Source organism: Burkholderia sp. BCC1988 (assembly GCF_905339895.1).
In the GTDB taxonomy this organism is placed as follows: Bacteria; Pseudomonadota; Gammaproteobacteria; order Burkholderiales; family Burkholderiaceae; genus Burkholderia.
Genome location: NZ_CAJPHA010000035.1, coordinates 17,029 through 33,760, shown reverse-complemented (window position 1 = coordinate 33,760; position 16,732 = coordinate 17,029). Strand labels below are relative to the sequence as shown.

General features: G+C 69.6%; 15 protein-coding genes. 5 read left to right on the top strand and 10 right to left on the bottom strand.

What is annotated here, in order from left to right; translation table 11 throughout:
- Positions 1–74 precede the first annotated feature (74 nt).
- The 4 genes from U4012_RS33330 to U4012_RS33315 all read left to right on the top strand — a co-directional run bounded on the left by U4012_RS33330 (position 75) and on the right by U4012_RS33315 (position 4,515).
- A complete protein-coding gene (locus U4012_RS33330; protein WP_321803979.1) occupies positions 75–725 on the top strand; it encodes a TetR/AcrR family transcriptional regulator in 651 nt (216 codons plus the stop codon).
- Between the two features lie 192 nt (positions 726–917).
- Positions 918–1,409 carry a flavodoxin family protein gene (locus tag U4012_RS33325; protein ID WP_044849164.1) on the top strand — a complete coding sequence of 164 codons (492 nt, stop codon included), beginning with the start codon at positions 918–920 and terminating at the stop codon, positions 1,407–1,409.
- A 603-nt stretch (positions 1,410–2,012) separates the two neighbouring features.
- Positions 2,013–2,672: a ProQ/FinO family protein gene (locus U4012_RS33320; protein ID WP_044849165.1), complete on the top strand. Its 660-nt coding sequence runs from the start codon at positions 2,013–2,015 to the stop codon at positions 2,670–2,672.
- A 781-nt stretch (positions 2,673–3,453) separates the two neighbouring features.
- On the top strand, positions 3,454–4,515 hold the full coding sequence (locus U4012_RS33315; protein WP_321803976.1) for a DMT family transporter: 1,062 nt from the start codon (positions 3,454–3,456) through the stop codon (positions 4,513–4,515).
- Between the two features lie 131 nt (positions 4,516–4,646).
- Here the strand turns inward: U4012_RS33315 and U4012_RS33310 are convergent, their stop codons facing one another.
- The 9 genes from U4012_RS33310 to U4012_RS33270 all read right to left on the bottom strand — a co-directional run bounded on the left by U4012_RS33310 (position 4,647) and on the right by U4012_RS33270 (position 13,732).
- Positions 4,647–5,012 carry a bleomycin resistance protein gene (locus tag U4012_RS33310; protein ID WP_321803974.1) on the bottom strand — a complete coding sequence of 122 codons (366 nt, stop codon included), beginning with the start codon at positions 5,010–5,012 and terminating at the stop codon, positions 4,647–4,649.
- 118 nt (positions 5,013–5,130) lie between these two features.
- Complete coding sequence (locus U4012_RS33305) at positions 5,131–5,721, bottom strand: nitrogen fixation protein NifQ (RefSeq protein WP_044849173.1); 591 nt, start codon at positions 5,719–5,721, stop codon at positions 5,131–5,133.
- Between the two features lie 85 nt (positions 5,722–5,806).
- On the bottom strand, positions 5,807–6,232 hold the full coding sequence (locus U4012_RS33300) for a TOBE domain-containing protein (protein WP_044849168.1): 426 nt from the start codon (positions 6,230–6,232) through the stop codon (positions 5,807–5,809).
- A 183-nt stretch (positions 6,233–6,415) separates the two neighbouring features.
- On the bottom strand, positions 6,416–7,915 hold the full coding sequence (locus tag U4012_RS33295; RefSeq protein ID WP_044849169.1) for an efflux transporter outer membrane subunit: 1,500 nt from the start codon (positions 7,913–7,915) through the stop codon (positions 6,416–6,418).
- Entirely contained in the window at positions 7,912–8,877 is a 966-nt protein-coding gene (locus tag U4012_RS33290; RefSeq protein WP_321803971.1) for an HlyD family secretion protein, read from the bottom strand. Before U4012_RS33290 ends, U4012_RS33295 begins: the two co-directional genes overlap by 4 nt.
- Positions 8,878–8,879: 2 nt before the next feature.
- On the bottom strand, positions 8,880–9,092 hold the full coding sequence (locus U4012_RS33285) for a DUF1656 domain-containing protein (RefSeq protein ID WP_044849171.1): 213 nt from the start codon (positions 9,090–9,092) through the stop codon (positions 8,880–8,882).
- 34 nt (positions 9,093–9,126) lie between these two features.
- Positions 9,127–11,277, bottom strand: a complete 2,151-nt coding sequence (locus U4012_RS33280; protein ID WP_321803967.1) for an FUSC family protein — start codon at positions 11,275–11,277, stop codon at positions 9,127–9,129.
- Entirely contained in the window at positions 11,274–11,753 is a 480-nt protein-coding gene (locus U4012_RS33275) for a MarR family winged helix-turn-helix transcriptional regulator (RefSeq protein ID WP_044848654.1), read from the bottom strand. The genes U4012_RS33280 and U4012_RS33275 overlap by 4 nt, the downstream gene beginning before the upstream one ends.
- Before the next feature lie 269 nt (positions 11,754–12,022).
- Positions 12,023–13,732: a dihydroxyacetone kinase family protein gene (locus U4012_RS33270; protein WP_321803965.1), complete on the bottom strand. Its 1,710-nt coding sequence runs from the start codon at positions 13,730–13,732 to the stop codon at positions 12,023–12,025.
- 350 nt (positions 13,733–14,082) lie between these two features.
- Here U4012_RS33270 and U4012_RS33265 point away from each other — a divergent pair, with 350 nt between their 5' ends.
- Positions 14,083–15,276, top strand: coding sequence for a collagen-like triple helix repeat-containing protein (locus U4012_RS33265; RefSeq protein WP_321803963.1), 1,194 nt, complete (start codon positions 14,083–14,085; stop codon positions 15,274–15,276).
- 156 nt (positions 15,277–15,432) lie between these two features.
- On the opposite strand, the gene U4012_RS33260 is transcribed toward U4012_RS33265, so the two are convergent.
- On the bottom strand, positions 15,433–16,551 hold the full coding sequence (locus U4012_RS33260) for a sigma-54 interaction domain-containing protein (protein WP_321803961.1): 1,119 nt from the start codon (positions 16,549–16,551) through the stop codon (positions 15,433–15,435).
- Positions 16,552–16,732: the final 181 nt, after the last annotated feature.

The following is a 16,732-nucleotide window of genomic DNA, read 5'->3' as shown; positions in this document are numbered from 1 at the left end:
CCGGAAATAAAAGTACACCGAGCAGTGTAGTTTATCCCTGGGAAAAGTAAACTCGGCGGTGTAAAATTTTTTGTATGGATACGAGCACTTCTCCTCAGCGCCTGACCGACCGAAAGCGTGCGGCAATACTCGCCGCGGCGATCGAGGAATTTCTCGCGGCCGGCTATGACGCAACCAGCATGGATCGCATTGCCGCGCGCGCCGACGTGTCGAAGCGCACCGTCTACAACCACTTCCCGGGCAAGGAAGCATTGTTCGCGGCGATCCTGCATCAGCTGTGGGACGCGACACTTACCGCCGGCGCGCCGGCTTACTGCGCCGACGTGCCGTTGCGCGATCAACTGCTCGCGCTGCTGGGCCGCAAATTGCGGTTGCTGAACGACGAAGCGTTTCTCGCACTCGCACGCGTCGCGATCGGTGCGGCCATCCACTCGCCGGAACGCGCGCGCGACATGGTCGAGCGCATGGGCGAGCGCGAAGAAGACGTGACGGTCTGGATTCGCGCGGCCGCGGCGGCCGGCCGGCTGACGGTGACCGATCCGGTATTCGCCGCGCATCAGCTGCACGGAATCGTGAAAGCGTTCGCGTTCTGGCCGCAGGTGACGATGGGCCAGCCGCCGCTCGGTGTGCGGGAGCAGAAGAAGGTCGCGGAAGCGGCTGCCGACATGTTTCTTGCGTACTACGCGCGTGCGGGCCACGCTGGTGCGAGTGCCGGGCAGGACTGACCGCACATCGTGCGAAGCGCGGAGTGGAACAGGCGCTCGATATACTCGATGTGCGCTGCGTCTGCCGCCTCGAAGAATCTGCCATTCGACAGCGGAAGAACGCAGGCCCGGGCACACACGTCGACGTAGTCCGTTTGAGCCGTACCGACGGGTGCGGCGGACGCATTTGAAACCGAACGCGAGCGAACCCCGATGAAGACGCTGTTGATCGTCTATCACACGATGACCGGAGGCACGCAGCAGATGGCCGAGGCGGCCGCAGATGCCGCGCGCCAGCAACCCGGCGTCGACGTCAGGTTGCAGCGTGCGGATGCGACGAGCGCGGATGACGTGCTCGCCGCCGACGCCTACCTCTTCGCGACGCCGGAAAATCTCGCCGCGATGTCCGGGCTGATGAAGGATTTCTTCGATCGCTGTTACTACGCGGCACTCGATCGGGTGAACGGCCGTCCGTATGCGGCGATGATCTGCGCAGGCAGCGACGGACAGAACGCGCTGCGCCAGATCGACCGGATCGCGACCGGATGGCGGCTCAGGAATGTGGCGCCGGGCCTGATCGTCTGCACCCATGCGCAGACACCGGAGCGCATCCTCGCGCCGAAGACGATCGGCAGCGAGGATCTCGCGCGCTGCGCGGAGATCGGCGCGGGTCTTGCCGCAGGGCTTGCTCTCGGCGTGTTCTGATTGGCGACGATCGAGCCGGCCACCGCGAGGCCGCAACTGCGCGCAACGACCGGAGCGCGACGCCTCGTGTGCCGCGTTCGATGACCGCGAGTGCTAGCGATGCGCACGATTCGCGGGACACCACTCCAGCGAACCGCATTGGCGTTCGCGGCAGCGACACCCAGCGATACCAAGCGACACCAACAGCTTGTCGATGCCCCGGTCAACCTTTGCCGATACTGGCAGCTGATGATGTTCGGGCCACAGGCTTTTCACGTGAAGCGCACTGAAGCGAGAAAGTGCGGAAAGCGACACTACGTAACGCGTGTGTCGATACCTGTCGAAAACACCGCCATAATGCGCGTCACGACTGCGCGGACGCCTTGCCTGCCACCCGGATCCGTCAAATCCGAACCGGTGAGTCAACCGACTGCCGCGCGTACCGGTATACTTCCACTCCTGCCTTTGTCCGGCATCGTGGCCGGGTGCCTGAAACAGTGGTGGTGGCGATGCGGCCCCGCAATGATCCGCATCGGTGGCAGTCGAGCCGCAGGCGATGCGGCGAACGCCGATGTGCGGAATGGCCGCACGAACCACACCTTATATTCCTGGTGGATTGAATTTATGGGTTTTGAACAACTTGCCGAATTGCGGGCGCAGCTCGCAGCCAAGGCCAAGCAGGAGCGCAACGCGAAGCGACCGGCTACGCAACCGGACGCAGGCGCGAAGCCGAAGTCCGGCGACCGGCCCGCTCGTGGGGCCAAATCGGGTGCCGGGGCCAAAGCGCCGTCCGGCGCGAAGCCCGCTTCGGCGAAGCCGTCGACGCCGGTCGATCCGGTCATCGTCGCGATCGGCAAACTGCAGCGCCGGTTCCCGCGCGCGTTCCCGAAGAATCCGGCTCCCAAGGTGCCGCTGAAGGTCGGTATCTGGGACGATCTCGCCCGCGAGGCGCAGGCCGTCGGCCTGAGCGAAGCCGAACTGCGCGAGGCAATGTCCACGTGGTGCCGCGGCAATCGTTACTGGTCGTGTCTCGTCGAAGACGCGGTGCGGGTCGATCTGCAAGGTAACGAAGCCGGACGTGTGACGCATGACGACGCCGCGCGTGCGCGCCGGCTGAAGTCGCGTCGTCCGGGCAACAAGGGCGGCGCACAAGCAGCGAAGGGCGCACCGCAGCAGCCGAAGGCCGATGCACAGGCCGACGCCGCCGCGCCGCAGCCGGCAGCCGTGGAAGCACCGGCCGATGCAGCACCGCAGGCCGAGCAGCAAACGGCCGCGAGCGAGTAACACGCGATGCGTCGCCGCGCGATATGCGCGGCGACGGCCGGCCTTCACCGCGCATATCGCGCATCACATGACGGACCGACCTGTCCTTGTCCGGGCAGGTCGGGACTGCCACCGCTGGCCGCACAGCCAGTCAGCCTTACCCGATCAGCATCGAACTGCCAATCGAACCGACGACGAAAGCACGTCGGCGGACGCGGCGTGTGCAACGTGTCGCTTACGTCGGGCGCGCGGCGACAGGCATCGGGGAGTGTCGGTGCGCATCATGAATGCACGGTGCCGTCCCATCCGGAGAACGATGCACAGGCGGGCGTCCCGCGCGACTGCGTATCCACGCTTGCGCGCAGACGATCGACGCATGCGCCATCGAGTGAGTGACCAACGCACATCCGCTTGCGTTCAATCACGATAATTCGTGTTCCTAATTTAATCGGATCGGGGATGAAACCCGGATTCGCACCCACGCGAATATGTCTCACGTGAACTGTTGTCAGGCGCGAAGTGCGGCCGTATTCGAGAGACGGACGTTGAGATGTCCGGATGCGCCGCCGCGGCCGGCCGCTCGTCAGTTGGCGACCCGTAACACAAACGCGATAATCTCCCCGGCACGAATCGTCGGGCCGGCCTGCGTTGCCGCCCGTGCATGACGCGACAGGTACCTGAAAGCCTGCGCAATTCGTCCGACATTCCCCGACATTGAAAGGCACCGGCAAACCGCAAGCGCCACCGCATCGCACGCAACCTGCCGATTCCATACGCCCAACGCCAACGCCAAGACCGCATCATGAACCCGAGACATTCCGCGATTCTCGTCGCGCTCACCGCCGCCGCGCTGTTCGGCGCCGCGACGCCGCTCGCCAAGGCACTGATCGGCGCGATGTCGCCGTTCATGGTCGCGGGCCTGTTCTATCTCGGCAGCGGGATCGGCCTGGGCGTCGGGATCCTGCTGCGCGGGTTGCGCCGCCGCCGCGCGCCGGCCGAGGACGCAGCGCCGCTGCAGCGCGCGGACCTGCCGTGGCTCGCCGGCGCGATCGCGGCCGGCGGCGTTGCGGGTCCGGCGCTGCTGATGCTAGGGCTGTCGAGCACGCCGGCCGCCACGAGTGCGCTGCTGCTCAATCTCGAAGGCGTGCTGACGGCGGTCATCGCGTGGGTCGTGTTTCGCGAGAACGTGGATCTCCAGGTGTTTCTCGGCATGGTTGCGATCGTCGCGGGCGGCACGCTGCTGTCGTGGGTGCCGGGGCGCGCCGGCGTGCCGGTCGGCGCGCTGCTGATTGCCGGCGCATGCCTGTGCTGGGCGATCGACAACAACCTGACCCGCAAGGTCGCCGCGAACGATGCGATGGTCATCGCGTGCGTGAAAGGCCTGGTCGCCGGGCCCGTGAACATCGGCATCGCGCTCGCGACGGGTGCGTCGCTGCCCGCCGTTCCGGCCGCGGCCGCCGCGATGCTGACCGGCCTCGGCGGCTACGGGATCAGCCTCGTGTTGTTCGTCGTCGCGCTGCGCCATCTCGGCAGTGCACGCACGGGCGCGTATTTTTCGGTGGCGCCGCTGTTCGGCGTCGTGCTGTCGTTGCTGATCTGGCCGGCGCTGCCGTCGGTCACGTTCTGGATCGCGGCCGCGCTGATGGCGCTCGGCATCTGGCTGCACGTGCGCGAACGGCACGAACACGAGCATGCGCATGAGCGGCTCGAGCATACGCACCGGCATCGGCACGACGAACATCATCAGCACGCGCACGACTTTCCGTACGACGGCGATGAACCGCACACGCATCCGCACGTGCATCTGCCGATCACGCACAGTCACGCGCATTTTCCGGACATTCACCACCGCCATCGACACTGATCGCGCGGCACGGGAGCACGACCCGCGCTGTGTGCCACGCGCATTGCAAGGTAACCGTTTATGGGGCCGCCGTTCGGGTCCGCTGCGCGGCTGCGGCTGCGGCGTCGATCGACGGGGCGAACCGTAGCGAGTCAGTCGTCCGTCTGAATCAACCGGATCAACGACCCGTCCGGGTCGATCAGCGCGCCGACGGTGCCGCCCCATGCCTCGCGTTTCGGCCGATGCACGCGCGGCCAACCGGTCGTTTGCTCGGGAATGCCGGCGGCGAGCACTTCGTCGAAAAACGCACCGACGTTCGCGAGCCGGAAGCAGCAGCTGAACCAGCTCGCGGCCGGATCGAGACCGGGATGCGGAAAGAATTCCAGCAGCAGGTCGCCGCGTCTCAGGATCATCCAGCCGTCGTCGCGCCAGGTTTCGACGAAGCCGAGCTTCGCGTAGAACAGCGACGTAACTTCGAAATCGCGCGACGGCAGATTGGGACTCGCAAAGTCGGTCAAGGCGGTTCCTCCAGTGGGTGCAGCGATCGAACGAACGCGCGGGAAAACGTGCGGACGGATGTCGCGCATGGTCGGTCAAACGATGCGCACCGGCAAGCCGCGCAAGCCGCCGCCGCGACTATCGTCCCGCGGGAAAGCAGAATCCGAAATCCTCGCAGCCCGGGCATCCGGGGGCGGGCCCGGGCGGCAGGCCGAGCGATGCGGCCGCTTCCTGCGCGAGGAATTTCTTCCAGCGCAGGTTCGCGACATTGCGTGCGGCGAGCGCGGGGAAATAGCGGTCGAGCAGCGCGGACACCGCGGCGCGTCCGTCGAGGCCGAGATCGCGCCACAGGTGATCGGGGCGCAGGCACGCATGCGCGATGATGGTCGCGACGCAGTCGGCATCGTCGCGTGCGACGGCGCAATGCGCATCCTGCATCAACCGCGCGTGCAGTGTCGCGACGAACTGCGCGTGCGCGGTCGGCAGCGGCGCGATGGCGGCCGCCGACACGAGCGCGGCGGCATCGTCCGAACCCAGGTGCGGAAACTGGCGGGCAAGCAGGCCGCTCAACCGTGCGGGAGACAGACCGAGCAGCGCGAGCTCGTTGCGGCATGCGCGTGCCGCAACGAGCGTGCCGAACAGACGTGCATCCGGAGAATCGGCGTCGGCCGCCCCGGCCAGCAGCGATTGCAATATGCGCTCATGCGCGTGCTCGAGCATGGACGTCATCGTGTGCGCCCGCGCGCCGGTCGAGCGTCGCACGCCGCTTGCGGGTGCGGCGCGCGACGGATCGTCGGTGCGGTCGACAGGGCGCTCACTCGACTCCGACGATCACGCTCGACGCCTTGAAGATGGCGGACGCGGCCCTGCCGCTCGCGAGGCCGAGACGATCGACGCTGTCGTTGGTGACGATCGCGACGATCTCGGCGCCGCCCGCCGCCTTGATCACGACTTCCGAATTGACCGCGCCTTTCGCGATCGACGACACGGTGCCCGAGACGCAGTTGCGGGCCGACACCTTGCTGCTGTCGACGTCGACCATCACGATCACCGACGAAGCCTTGACGAGCGCAAACGCCTTCGTGCCGGCCGCGAGGCCCAGCGATGCGACGCTGCCATGCGTGATCACCGCGACGATGTCGAGGCCGTCCTGGGTACGCAGCGTGATTTCGTCGTTGACCGCACCGGGCTTGACGGCGCCGATCTGGCCGGCGAATTGATTACGGGCGCTGGTTCGCATGATGACTCTCCGGGAAATGGGCCGCCCGACGGGCGGCCGGCGAATGACGGAAACAGCGGACGAGTTTACCGGCAATGCAGGCGACGCGCGACGTCGGCATCGGCATACCGGACATGCGAAATCGCGCACGATGGCGCGGGACGGCAGACGTGTCTTGCACGCCGGCTGCCGCCCCGCGCGCGCTTACTTTGCGGCGGCCGGCGCCGCGGCCGGCGTACCCGCTGCGGAAGTCTGCTGCGCCGCAGCGGGCGCAGCATCGCCTTCCCATCCGCCGCCGAGGGCGAGGAACAGCTTGACCTGGTCGGCGGCGACCTGGCCCTCGGCCGCGGCGACCTGCGCGCGCACGCTCGTCAGCGTGCGCGTCGCATCGAGATCGGAGATGAACGACTCGCGGCCGGCCGTATAAAGCCGGTGCGTTTCGTCAGCGGAACTGCGCGCCGATTCGTAGGCCGTGCGCAGCGCATCGGTGCGCTGCACGTCGGCAGCATAGGTCGCGAGGCTCGACTGCGTTTCGCGCAGCGCGTTCAGCACGACGCCGTCGAAATGCGCGAGCGCGCCACCGGTCGCGGCTTCAGCCTCGCGCACGCGCGCGCGCTGGCCGTTGACCGGGAACGACCAGCTGATCAGTGGTCCGAACGACCAGCGATTGGTGGTGGACGAGAACAGGTCGGCAGCGACGCCGACCGAGCCGGCCGACGCGCCGATGCTGACCGACGGATACAGCGCGGCCGTCGCGACGCCGATCCGCGCGGTCGCGGCGGCGAGCTGGCGCTCGGCCTCGCGCACGTCGGGGCGGCGGCGCAGCAGCGCGGCGCCGTCGCCGATCGGAATCGGCTGGCGCAGCTTCGGCAGCCGCTCGCATTCGGCGACAGCCTTCGGCAGGTCGGCCGGCGAACGCGCGAGCAGCGCGGCGAGCTGGTACTGCGCGATCTTGCGGCGGCCTTCGAAACGCGGGATGTCGGCCGCGAGCGTGCGCACCTGCGTGACGCCGCGCGTGACGTCGGTCTGGTTGCCGCGCCCCGCGTCGCGCAGCCGCTGCGACAGCTTCACGCGCTGCTGCTGCAGCGCGAGCGACTGCTTCGCGATCGCGAGCTCGTCGCCGGCGGAGCACGACTCGACGTACGCGCGCACGACGTCCGCGACGACCGTGATGCGTGCGAGGTCGGCGGCCGCTTGCACGGCTTCGCTGTCCGCGCGCGCGGCCTCGACGCCGCGCCGCAGCTTGCCGAACAGGTCGAGCTCGTACGACACGCTGATGCCGACCGCACCTTCGTTCACGACCGGCAGCTTGTTTTCGAGCAGATACTGTTCGGCCGATTCCTGCGCGCGCTGCACGGCGGCTTCCGCGCGGCCGGAAAAGCCGCCCTGTTCGTTCGCGACTTCCAGCGCCGCGCGCGAACGCGCAAGGTTGGCCGCGGCGACGCGCAGGTCGGTATTCGATTTCAGCGCGCTGCGCACGAGTTCGTCGAGCACGCGGTCGTCGTACAGCTGCCACCAGTTGCCGGGCACCGCGTCGCGCGACACGAGCGTGCCGTTCGCATCGTCGAGCGCATGGTTCGCGAGCGGCGCATTCACGTACGCCTGCTGCGGCAGCCTGTAGTCAGGGCCGACGGATTTGCACGCGCCGAGTGCGAGCGCGAGCGGCGCGAGTGCCGCCGCGAGGCGCAGGCCGTGCCGCTTCATTGCGAGGCTCCCGTTGCGCTGACGGCCGCGGGTGCGGATGCCGTCGCCGGCGCGGCAGCGCCGGCAGCCGGCTTCGCCTTGTCGTCACGACGCGCATCGGGCGAGCGCATCGCGACGGTCGCGGTGCGCCCTGCGATCATCCGGAAGTCGTCGGGCACCTCGTCGAGCACGACGCGCACCGGCACGCGCTGCGCGAGCCGCACCCAGCTGAATGCCGGGTTCACGTTCGGCAGCAGGTTCGCGCCCTGCGTGCGGTCGCGATCCTCGATCGCGGCGACGATGCTCTGCACGTGGCCGCGCAGCGGCCGCGGCTCGCCCATCACGACGATGTCGACCGGCTGGCCGATGTGGATGCCGCGCAGCTTGGTTTCCTCGAAGTAGCCGTCGACGCGGAACGAATTGCGGTCGACGACCGACAGCACCGCGCGGCCGGCCGGCACGTATTCGCCGACGCGCGGCGCGCGATCGTTCAGGTAGCCGTCGACGGGACTCACGATCGTCGTGCGCTGCAGGTTCAGCTTCGCGGTGTCGAGCGACACCTGCGCGTCGGCGACGGCGGCTTCGCCCTGCTCGACGCGCGTGCGGCTTTCCTCGACCTGTTCGCTGGCGACCAGGTTGCCGAGCTGCTGGTTGCGCGCATATTCGCGCTTCGCCTGGGCGAGGGTCGCGCGGCGCTGCGCGAGCGTCGCTTCGGCCAGCCGTTGCGCGAGCGCGTAGCGGGCCTGGTCGATCACGAACAGCACCTGGCCGCGCTTTACCTCCTGGTTGTCGGCGACCTGCACCGCGGTGATGAGCCCCGCCACGTCGGGTGCGACCTGGATCACGTCGGCGCGCACGTGGCCGTCGCGTGTCCACGGCGAGAACATGTAGTAGTTGATGATCCGCCACAGCACGAGGGCGGCCACGACGACGACGATCAGGGTGAGCAGGATCTGCCCTGCCGAGAGCCAGGTTTTTTTCACGGTTAGCTAGCCACGAGATGGTGAGACACGATGACGACCGCGGCAAGCACGAACACGTAGATGCCGAGGTCGAAGATCGAACGGTGCCAGACGAGGCGGTAAAAGCCGACGCGTTCGAGCAGCGCGCGCACGACGATGTTGATCAGGTAGGCGATCAGCATCAGCACGAGCGGAGCCGGCACGAATACGCCGAAGATGTCGATTTCGCCGATCATGGTCGCGGTCGGAAAGACAGGTTGGAAAGCGGGATCATGCGCGTGCTCCGTCCGGTGCGGCTTGCGGCGGCTGCGCGGATGCGGCCGGGTACAGCGACAGGCGCAGGCCGACGAGCGCGTGCAGCGTATCGCGCAGCCGGCGGTGCGTCGCGGGCGTGACCGGCGCCGCGGGCGTGCCGGGCGTCGTGCCGCCGTCCGCCGGCGCGACGGAAGTGCCGGGCAGGTTGCGCCCGGCCACGCGCTGCAGCGCGTCGTCGATCGATGCGAGCAGCGCGGGCGGTGCAGGCTGGCGCGCATTCGCGGCCGCGCAGCGCGTGTAGTGATCGTTGACGCCGGCGAGCACGCGGTCGATCGCATCGGGCACGTCGCCCGTCAGCTTGCGGCGCGAGCGGCGCAGGTCGAGCGCGTTCAGCGCGATGCGCAGGTCGCGGAAGCTCTCGATCGACGGATGGCGGTGGTCGTCCGACGCGCCGAGGCGCGGCAGCAATTGCGTGACGCGATCGAGCATGCGCGACGCATGGTTGCGCTGGTCGTCGAGCGGCTGCGTCGACGCGGAGCGCGCGACGTCCTCCCAGCCCGAGCGCAGCAGGCGCCGCACCGCGAGCTCCGCGCCGAACGGCCGCGTCGCGCGCGTCCATACGTACGCGAACAGCAGCCCGGCGACACCCGCGAGGTTGCTGTTCAGGAACACGAAGAAGTCGGCGTCGTATGCGCTCTGGATGCTGATGAAGGTGGCGGTGTTCACCGCGACGAGCATCGTCACCATGTTGAATTGCGGGCGCGGCAGCAGCGTGCCGATCAGGATGAACGGCCCCGCGAACATCAGCACGAGCATCGGGAAGTCGTGCACGTGCGGCAGCACGACGAACAGGTACAGCCCGGCGAACACGACGCTCGCGGCCGTCGACAGGAAGAACTTGAACACCAGCGGCGCCGGTTCGTCGAGCGCGGCGAAGAAGCTGCACGACACGGCCACGAGCGTGACGGCCGCGGCACCGTCGTGCCAGCCGGACGAGATCCACAGCGAGCACGCGAACACGATCGCGAGCACGACGGTCAGCGTCGAGAACAGCATCATCCCGCGATCGAAGAAGCGTTCGGTGCCGCCGAGCCGCCAGTGCCGGTAGCGCGGCTGCCAGACGCCCGACTCGTTCGCGATCAGCGCGCGCAGCGAGCGGCAGTCCTGCCAGATGTCGATGACCTGGCGCAGCCGCCATAGCGCGTTCGACAGCAGCGCGCCGTCCCAGCTCGCCAGCGCGCCGTCGGCCGGCTGCAGCGCGGCGATGCGTGCGCGCAGGTTGTCCGCGACCGGGTCGTGCGCCATGTCGCCGTCGCTGCCGGCCTTCACGGCCGGCAACGGCGCGTCGAACCACTTCGCTGCGTCGGCGAGCAGCGCGTCGAGCGCCGGCGGCCGCACGTGCAGGTCGCGCATCAGCGCGATCAGCGGATCGGCGAGCGACGACATCAGCGGCAGGAACAGCTGCATCCGGCCGGCGAGCGCCTGCGCGCGGGCGAGCACGCGCGGGTGCGCATGGTCGTAGCTCAGCTGGCTCAGCAGGAATTCGAGGCCGGTGATGGTCGCGGCGAGGCGTTGCCGGCACGCGGACAGTGCCTTGCCCGCGATATGCCCGGACAACGTCTCGCGGCCGTAGAACGCGGCGTCCTTGAACCATGCGTCGGTGCGCTCGATCAGCGTCGGCGCGAGCCGGTTCGGGAACACGGCACTGCCGACCACGCTCGCGCACACGATGCCGAGCACGATTTCCTCGGTCCGCGCGATCGCGACGTCGAAGATCGTCGACGGATCGGTCACCGTCGGCAGCGCGACCAGCGGCATCGTGTAGCCGGCCAGCATGAACACGTAGCTGCGCGCGGTGCGGTCCGAGATCGCGAGATAGAGCAGCGTGCCGCACCATGTCGCGACGATGACGCTGAACAGGAACGGCGTCTCGACGAACGGCGGCACGAACAGGATCGCGGCGGCCGCGCCGAGCGCGGTGCCGAGCGCTCGATACAGCGCCTTCGAGCGCGTCGCGCCGACGAACGGGTTCGACACGATGTAGACGCTCGCCATCGCCCAGTAAGGGCGCGGCAGCTGGAAATACAGGCCGAGGTACAGCGCCAGCATCGACGCGGCGAACGTCTTGCCCGAGAACAGCCAGTCGCGAAGGCTCGGATAGGTCATGACGCGGAATCGGCTGGGTGGGACGGACGCGACGCCGGATGCTGCGCATCGGCCGCGTTGAACGCGTTCAGCACGCGCAGCGTGGCTTCGAGATCGGCGCGCGTGACGCCCTTGAGCACCTGGCCGCGCAACACGCGCAGGTCTTCTTCCATCTTCGCGGTGACCGCGCGGCCGGCGGCCGTCAGCGAGATCGTCTTCGCGCGGCGGTCGTGCGGATCCTCGTCACGACGTGCGAGGCCGGCCGCGCACAGCTGGTCGAGCAGGCGCACGAGCGACGGCCCCTCGATGCCGACGTGTTCGGCGAGCGTACCCTGGCGCACGCCTTCGCCGAGGCGGCCGGCGATCAGCAGCGGCGTCGCGCAGGCTTCGGATACGTTGTACGCGGTCAGCACGCCGTCGCTCGTGCGGCGCCACTTGCGCGCGGTGAGCACCAGCAGGCTGCTGACGGCGAGGCGGAGGTCGTGCAGATTGGTCATGGGCGAGATGATAGGAGCAAAAACATTCGATAGCAAACTATCGGTTTTGTCATCCGGGTGTCATGCCGCACGCCGGGGCGCCGACCCGCAATGCGCAATTCGGGCGTCCGGCCGAGAGCGGGTCAACCTGTAAGGTCGCAAGCGCGCGGTGCGCCGTGATGCCGCGCGGCAACCCGATGGATCGACCGGATCGCGCCGTCTGGTCCGACCGGGAGATCGCGCCCGGCGAACGCCGGCGCGCGAGGCCGGCGCGTCGCCCGGATCCCCGCCTACCGCACGTACGGCAGCAACGCGCGCAGCCAGTACGCGACCGCCACGGCGCCGCCGTCCGGCGTGCCGATCGCGCGTTCGCCGAGATAGCTCGCCCGTCCCGCACGCGGTGTCATGCCGGCCGTCTGCTGCGCGCCGCGTTCCGCGGCGTCCACGGCGGCCGCCCATGCGCTCGTGGGGTCGCGGTCATGGTCGAGTACGTGGTCGAACGCATCGGCGGCGGGCAGCAGCGCGTCGAGCATCGTCCGGTCGCCGGCGCGTGCGCCGCCCAGTTCGGCGATTGCATCGGCTGCGCTGCGCAACGCCGCGGCCCAGTCGCGTGCCGACGGCTCGGCGGTATCGGCCGCCGCGGCGAGGCGCCGCGACGCGCGCAGCAGCGCGGTCGCGTAGAACGGTCCCGAACTGCCGGCGATCGCGCGGCGCAATGCGGCGCCGAGCGCCGCGAGCGTGCCGGCCGGCGTGCCGTGCGCGGCGTCAGGCAACGCGAGGATCGCCTGCGCGGCGCGCCGCATGCTCGCGCCGAGATCGCCGTCGCCGGCGGCCGTGTCGAGTTCCGTCAGGGTCGCCTCGTGGTCGATCAACGCCTGCGCGACCGCACGCAGCGCAGGCTGCAGCCGGGCGGCCCATGCGCGACCGGCTGCATCGAGCGGCGGCAGCGGCTCGTCGTGCGCGGCGGCCGCGGCCACGCGAATCTGCGCGTTGACGGCGCCGCCGCCGGGCCATGCGCGCGCCTGCGTCGGCGCGTCGAGCAGGGCGATCCGCTCGTCGTTCAAGCGCAGCAGCGAGATCGAGCAGCCGGGCATGTCCAGCGCGGACAGGAACGTGCCGGCCCATGCGCGCGCGACGCTGATACCGCGCCGGCTCAGGTTGTCGTACGCGGCGCGCAGCACGATCGCCAGTTCCATGTCCGGGGTCGCGCCGAGACCGTTGACGAACAATGCGACGCGTTCGCCGCGATCGAGCACGAGGTCGGTGACGATGCTCGACAGCAGCGTCTCGACGAGCGCGTCGGCCGGCATCGGCGCGGTGCGTTCGACGCCTTTCTCGCCATGGATGCCGAGGCCGAGCTCGATCTCGTGTTCGGCGAGGCTGAACCCCGACTTGTCGGCGCCGGGGATCGTGCAGCCGTCGAGCGCGACGCCCATCGTGCCGAGGTCGGCGGCCGCGTCGCGTGCGATCGCCGCGACGCGGACAAGCGGCAGCCCGCGCGCGGCGGCCGCGCCCGCCAGCTTGTGGATCAGCACGGTGCCGGCGATGCCGCGCCGCTGCCCGCGCTCGACGCGGCCGCGCAGCGACACGTCGTCGGCGACGATCACCGTCTCCACCGGAATGCCGTCGGCGCGCGCGAGTTCGGCGGCCAGCCCGAAATTGAGGCGGTCGCCTGTGTAGTTCTTCACGATGAGCAACGCGCCGTTCGGGCCGGCGCTCGCGCGGATCGCGGCGAGCACGGCATCGGTCGGCGGCGACGTGAACACTTCGCCGCAAACGGCCGCGCTCAGCATCCCTTCGCCGACGTAGCCGCCGTGCGCGGGCTCGTGACCGCTGCCGCCGCCGGACAGGATCGCGACGGGGCGCCGCGACGGCTCGGGCAGCGGCTGGCGGACGAGCACCTGCTCGTCGCCGAGGATCGCGACATGCGGCGACTGCCGCGCGATGCCTTCGAGCATTTCGCGCACGACGTCGGACGGGTGGTTCACGAGCTTTTTCATGGCGACGGTTTCCTGACGATGGGGCGCAGCCCGGCGGCACGCGTGCGGTGCCGCCGGGGCTGCGTACTGTGGATGGTAGGCGGTGAATGGCAGGCGGCGCGCGCCGAATGCAATGCGCCGCGCTTAGCGTTACGTAACATCGAAGCATTCGTAGCACGAATGTAACGATACCAGCGCCGCTCATGGGCATGAAACGCATCGATGATCGCGGGCAGGCGCTTGCCCAGGCCCGCGGGCGCCGGCACGGCGGCGGGAATGCCCGTGCGCTCGCACCAATGGCATGAAAAATGCTGTTTCTTCCTCCGGTCCTCAATCGAACCTTCAATCGCCCGGACCGCGAGGAGACCACCATGTATCGCACCCGCATTGTCACGTCCGCGGCGTTGCTCGCCGCCGCCGGCGTGCTGGCCGCCTGCGGCGGCAACGACGTCGCCGCGCCGTCGAGCGCCGCCGCGAGCACCAGTGGCGCAACCATCGCCGGCGACGCGCCCGGCAGCAACACGTCGGACGGAGGCTGGGGCACCAGCGGCGCCCCGGGCACGCGCGGCGTCGTGAGTACCGCCGGCGCGCTCGCGGTCGGCGTCGGCTCGACCGTCAGCGCGGCGTCGTTGCCGGTACTCGGCAACGCCGTGACGCGCAGCGCAGGCGACACGATCTCGAGCGTCAGCACGATTTCGCGCGCCGCGACCAATGCGCTCAGCGACGGGCTCGGCAGGATCGGCTCGACGTCCGACCCGGTCGGCACGACGGTTGCCGGCCTCGGCGACGTGGTCGGCGCAACGGCGAATCCGGTCGCGGGCCTCGCGCAGACCGTCCGCGCGCTCGGCTCGGGGCCGCTGGCGCCGCTCGCGCCGGTGACCGCCCCCGTCGGCGCGGCGCTCGACACCGTGGCCGGCGGCCTCGGCACGGCGGGCAAGACGGTCGGCGCGACGCTGGCGTCGGGCGCCGTGCAACAGGTCACGCAGCCGCTCAGCTCGGCCGTCACGCCGCTCGTCATCACGGCCGGCCAGGCGACGCAGCAGATCGGCGCGACCACGGGCCTCGGGCAGCCGGTGGCCGGCCTGCTCGGGCAGGTCGGCGGCGTGCTGGCGACGACCGGGTCGCGGATGGGCTCCGTTTCGTCGCAACCGGCGGTCGGGGCGGTGGGCGAAGTCGTCGGCGCGCTCGGCAATACCGTCACGAACGCAGGTGGACTCGTGAACGCCAACGGCCCGAACGGCGTCGCGCCGATTCCCGGCCTGATCGTGAGTCTCGCGGGCGCTTCCATCACCACCGTGCAGAACGGTCCGTCGAACGGCGCGCCGGGCGGTTCGAGCGCGTCCGGCCCGCTCGGCGGCTTGCTGTCGGGGGCCGGCTCGACGCCGCTCGGGTCGCTGACCGGTGCGCTCGGCGGCGCGGCGAGTCCGCTTGCTCCGGTGACCAATCTCGTGTCGACGGTCACTGGCGTGGTCGGTAGTGGCGCGGGCGGCGCCGGTGCCGCGGCGAATCCGCTCGCGCCCGTGACGTCGTTGCTCGGCGGTGTGACGGGCGGCGTCGGGAAATAGCGGCGCACCGCGCGGCGCGCGACCGGACGACGCGCGGCTCGCCGCTGCGGGAACGCGCGCCGCATCGCCTTCGCCGAGCCACGCCGTCGACGATGCGCGACGCGCCGACGCGGCCGTCACCCGCAACAGCTGACGCGCAGCGCCGCGCGATCGCGCCTACTTGGCTGCCGCGATCGCTTTCGCGCGAATCAAGCGCGCACGCAGCACATTGCGGCTGATGCTGAGCAGGCGCGCAGCCTGGATCTGGTTGCGGTGACTGAAGTCGAACGCGACCCGCATCACGGTGTCCTCGATATACTCGAACAGGTTCTCGTGCGCCTCGTCGAACAGCGCGCACAGCGCCAGCTCGAGCGCTTCCCGGGCAGTCACCCGGCTCGCCGCTTCCCCCGCGGCCGTGACCGGCACGCACGACGATGCCAGGTTCAGGTCGGTGTCCTGCAGTGCATCGTGACGGCTCACCAGCAGCGCGTGATGCATCACGTTCTCCAGTTCGCGGATATTGCCGGGCCACGAATGCGCTTCGAGGCGGCGTGCCGCGCGCGGATCGATGCTGCGCGGCCCGTGGCCGAGGCGGCCGCGGTATGCGTCGAAGAAGTGGCGCGCGAGCGGCAGGATGTCGCCGGGCCGTTCGCGCAGCGATGGCACGTCGAGCCGCACGACGTTGAGCCGGTAGAACAGGTCGCCGCGAAACCGTCCGTCCGCCACCGCCTGCTGCAGGTCGACGTTGGTCGCGGCCACCACGCGCACGTCGATCGGGATGCCTGTGCGCGAGCCGAGCCGCACGACCTCGCGTTCCTGCAATACACGCAGCAGCTTGACCTGCATCGATAGCGGCAGGTCGCCGATTTCGTCGAGAAACAGCGTGCCGCCGTTCGCGGCCTCGAACCAGCCCGGCTTCGTGCCGGCCGCGCCCGTGAATGCACCTTTCTCGTGACCGAACAGTTCGCTGTCGACGAGCGTGTCGGAGAGCGCGCCGCAATTCACGGCGACGAACGGCCCGCCGCCGCGATGGCTGACGTCGTGCACGTGGCGCGCGATCAGCTCCTTGCCGGTGCCGGTTTCGCCGACGATCAGCACGTTCGCGTCGCTCGGCGCGACGCACCGCACGCGCTCGAGTAGCGCGAGCGAACGCGGATCGACGAAGACGTGCGCGCGTGGGCGGGCCGGTGCGTGGTGCGCCGGACGGGCGGGAGCGGGCGCGCTATGCGATTCGTCCGGCTGCGCGGTGACGACACGAAGATTGACCGGACGCGGCGTGGCAAACAGTGAAGTCATGGCGATGAAGGCGTAAGTCGATCGAACGGGCCGGACCCGCGCCGGCGGGCGCCGCGGTCCGGTTGCTGCCCGGTCAGCAGAGTGTTCAGTGTTTTGCGCCGCACGGGAAACATCGATTTCTGATAACGAAAGCGGGATTGCTGCGCAGGATGCAACGGCGCGAGAACGTGCAGCCGCGACA

Bases quoted from the DNA above. Each gene is read 5' to 3' on its own strand.
- U4012_RS33330 (WP_321803979.1), top strand. From the start codon at position 75: ATGGATACGAGCACTTCTCCTCAGCGCCTGACCGACCGAAAGCGTGCG.
- U4012_RS33265 (WP_321803963.1), top strand. From the start codon at position 14,083: ATGTATCGCACCCGCATTGTCACGTCCGCGGCGTTGCTCGCCGCCGCC.
- U4012_RS33275 (WP_044848654.1), bottom strand. From the start codon at position 11,753: ATGACCAATCTGCACGACCTCCGCCTCGCCGTCAGCAGCCTGCTGGTG.
- U4012_RS33320 (WP_044849165.1), top strand. From the start codon at position 2,013: ATGGGTTTTGAACAACTTGCCGAATTGCGGGCGCAGCTCGCAGCCAAG.
- U4012_RS33300 (WP_044849168.1), bottom strand. From the start codon at position 6,232: ATGCGAACCAGCGCCCGTAATCAATTCGCCGGCCAGATCGGCGCCGTC.
- U4012_RS33305 (WP_044849173.1), bottom strand. From the start codon at position 5,721: ATGACGTCCATGCTCGAGCACGCGCATGAGCGCATATTGCAATCGCTG.
- U4012_RS33280 (WP_321803967.1), bottom strand. From the start codon at position 11,277: ATGACCTATCCGAGCCTTCGCGACTGGCTGTTCTCGGGCAAGACGTTC.
- U4012_RS33295 (WP_044849169.1), bottom strand. From the start codon at position 7,915: ATGAAGCGGCACGGCCTGCGCCTCGCGGCGGCACTCGCGCCGCTCGCG.
- U4012_RS33315 (WP_321803976.1), top strand. From the start codon at position 3,454: ATGAACCCGAGACATTCCGCGATTCTCGTCGCGCTCACCGCCGCCGCG.
- U4012_RS33325 (WP_044849164.1), top strand. From the start codon at position 918: ATGAAGACGCTGTTGATCGTCTATCACACGATGACCGGAGGCACGCAG.
- U4012_RS33260 (WP_321803961.1), bottom strand. From the start codon at position 16,551: ATGACTTCACTGTTTGCCACGCCGCGTCCGGTCAATCTTCGTGTCGTC.
- U4012_RS33270 (WP_321803965.1), bottom strand. From the start codon at position 13,732: ATGAAAAAGCTCGTGAACCACCCGTCCGACGTCGTGCGCGAAATGCTC.
- U4012_RS33285 (WP_044849171.1), bottom strand. From the start codon at position 9,092: ATGATCGGCGAAATCGACATCTTCGGCGTATTCGTGCCGGCTCCGCTC.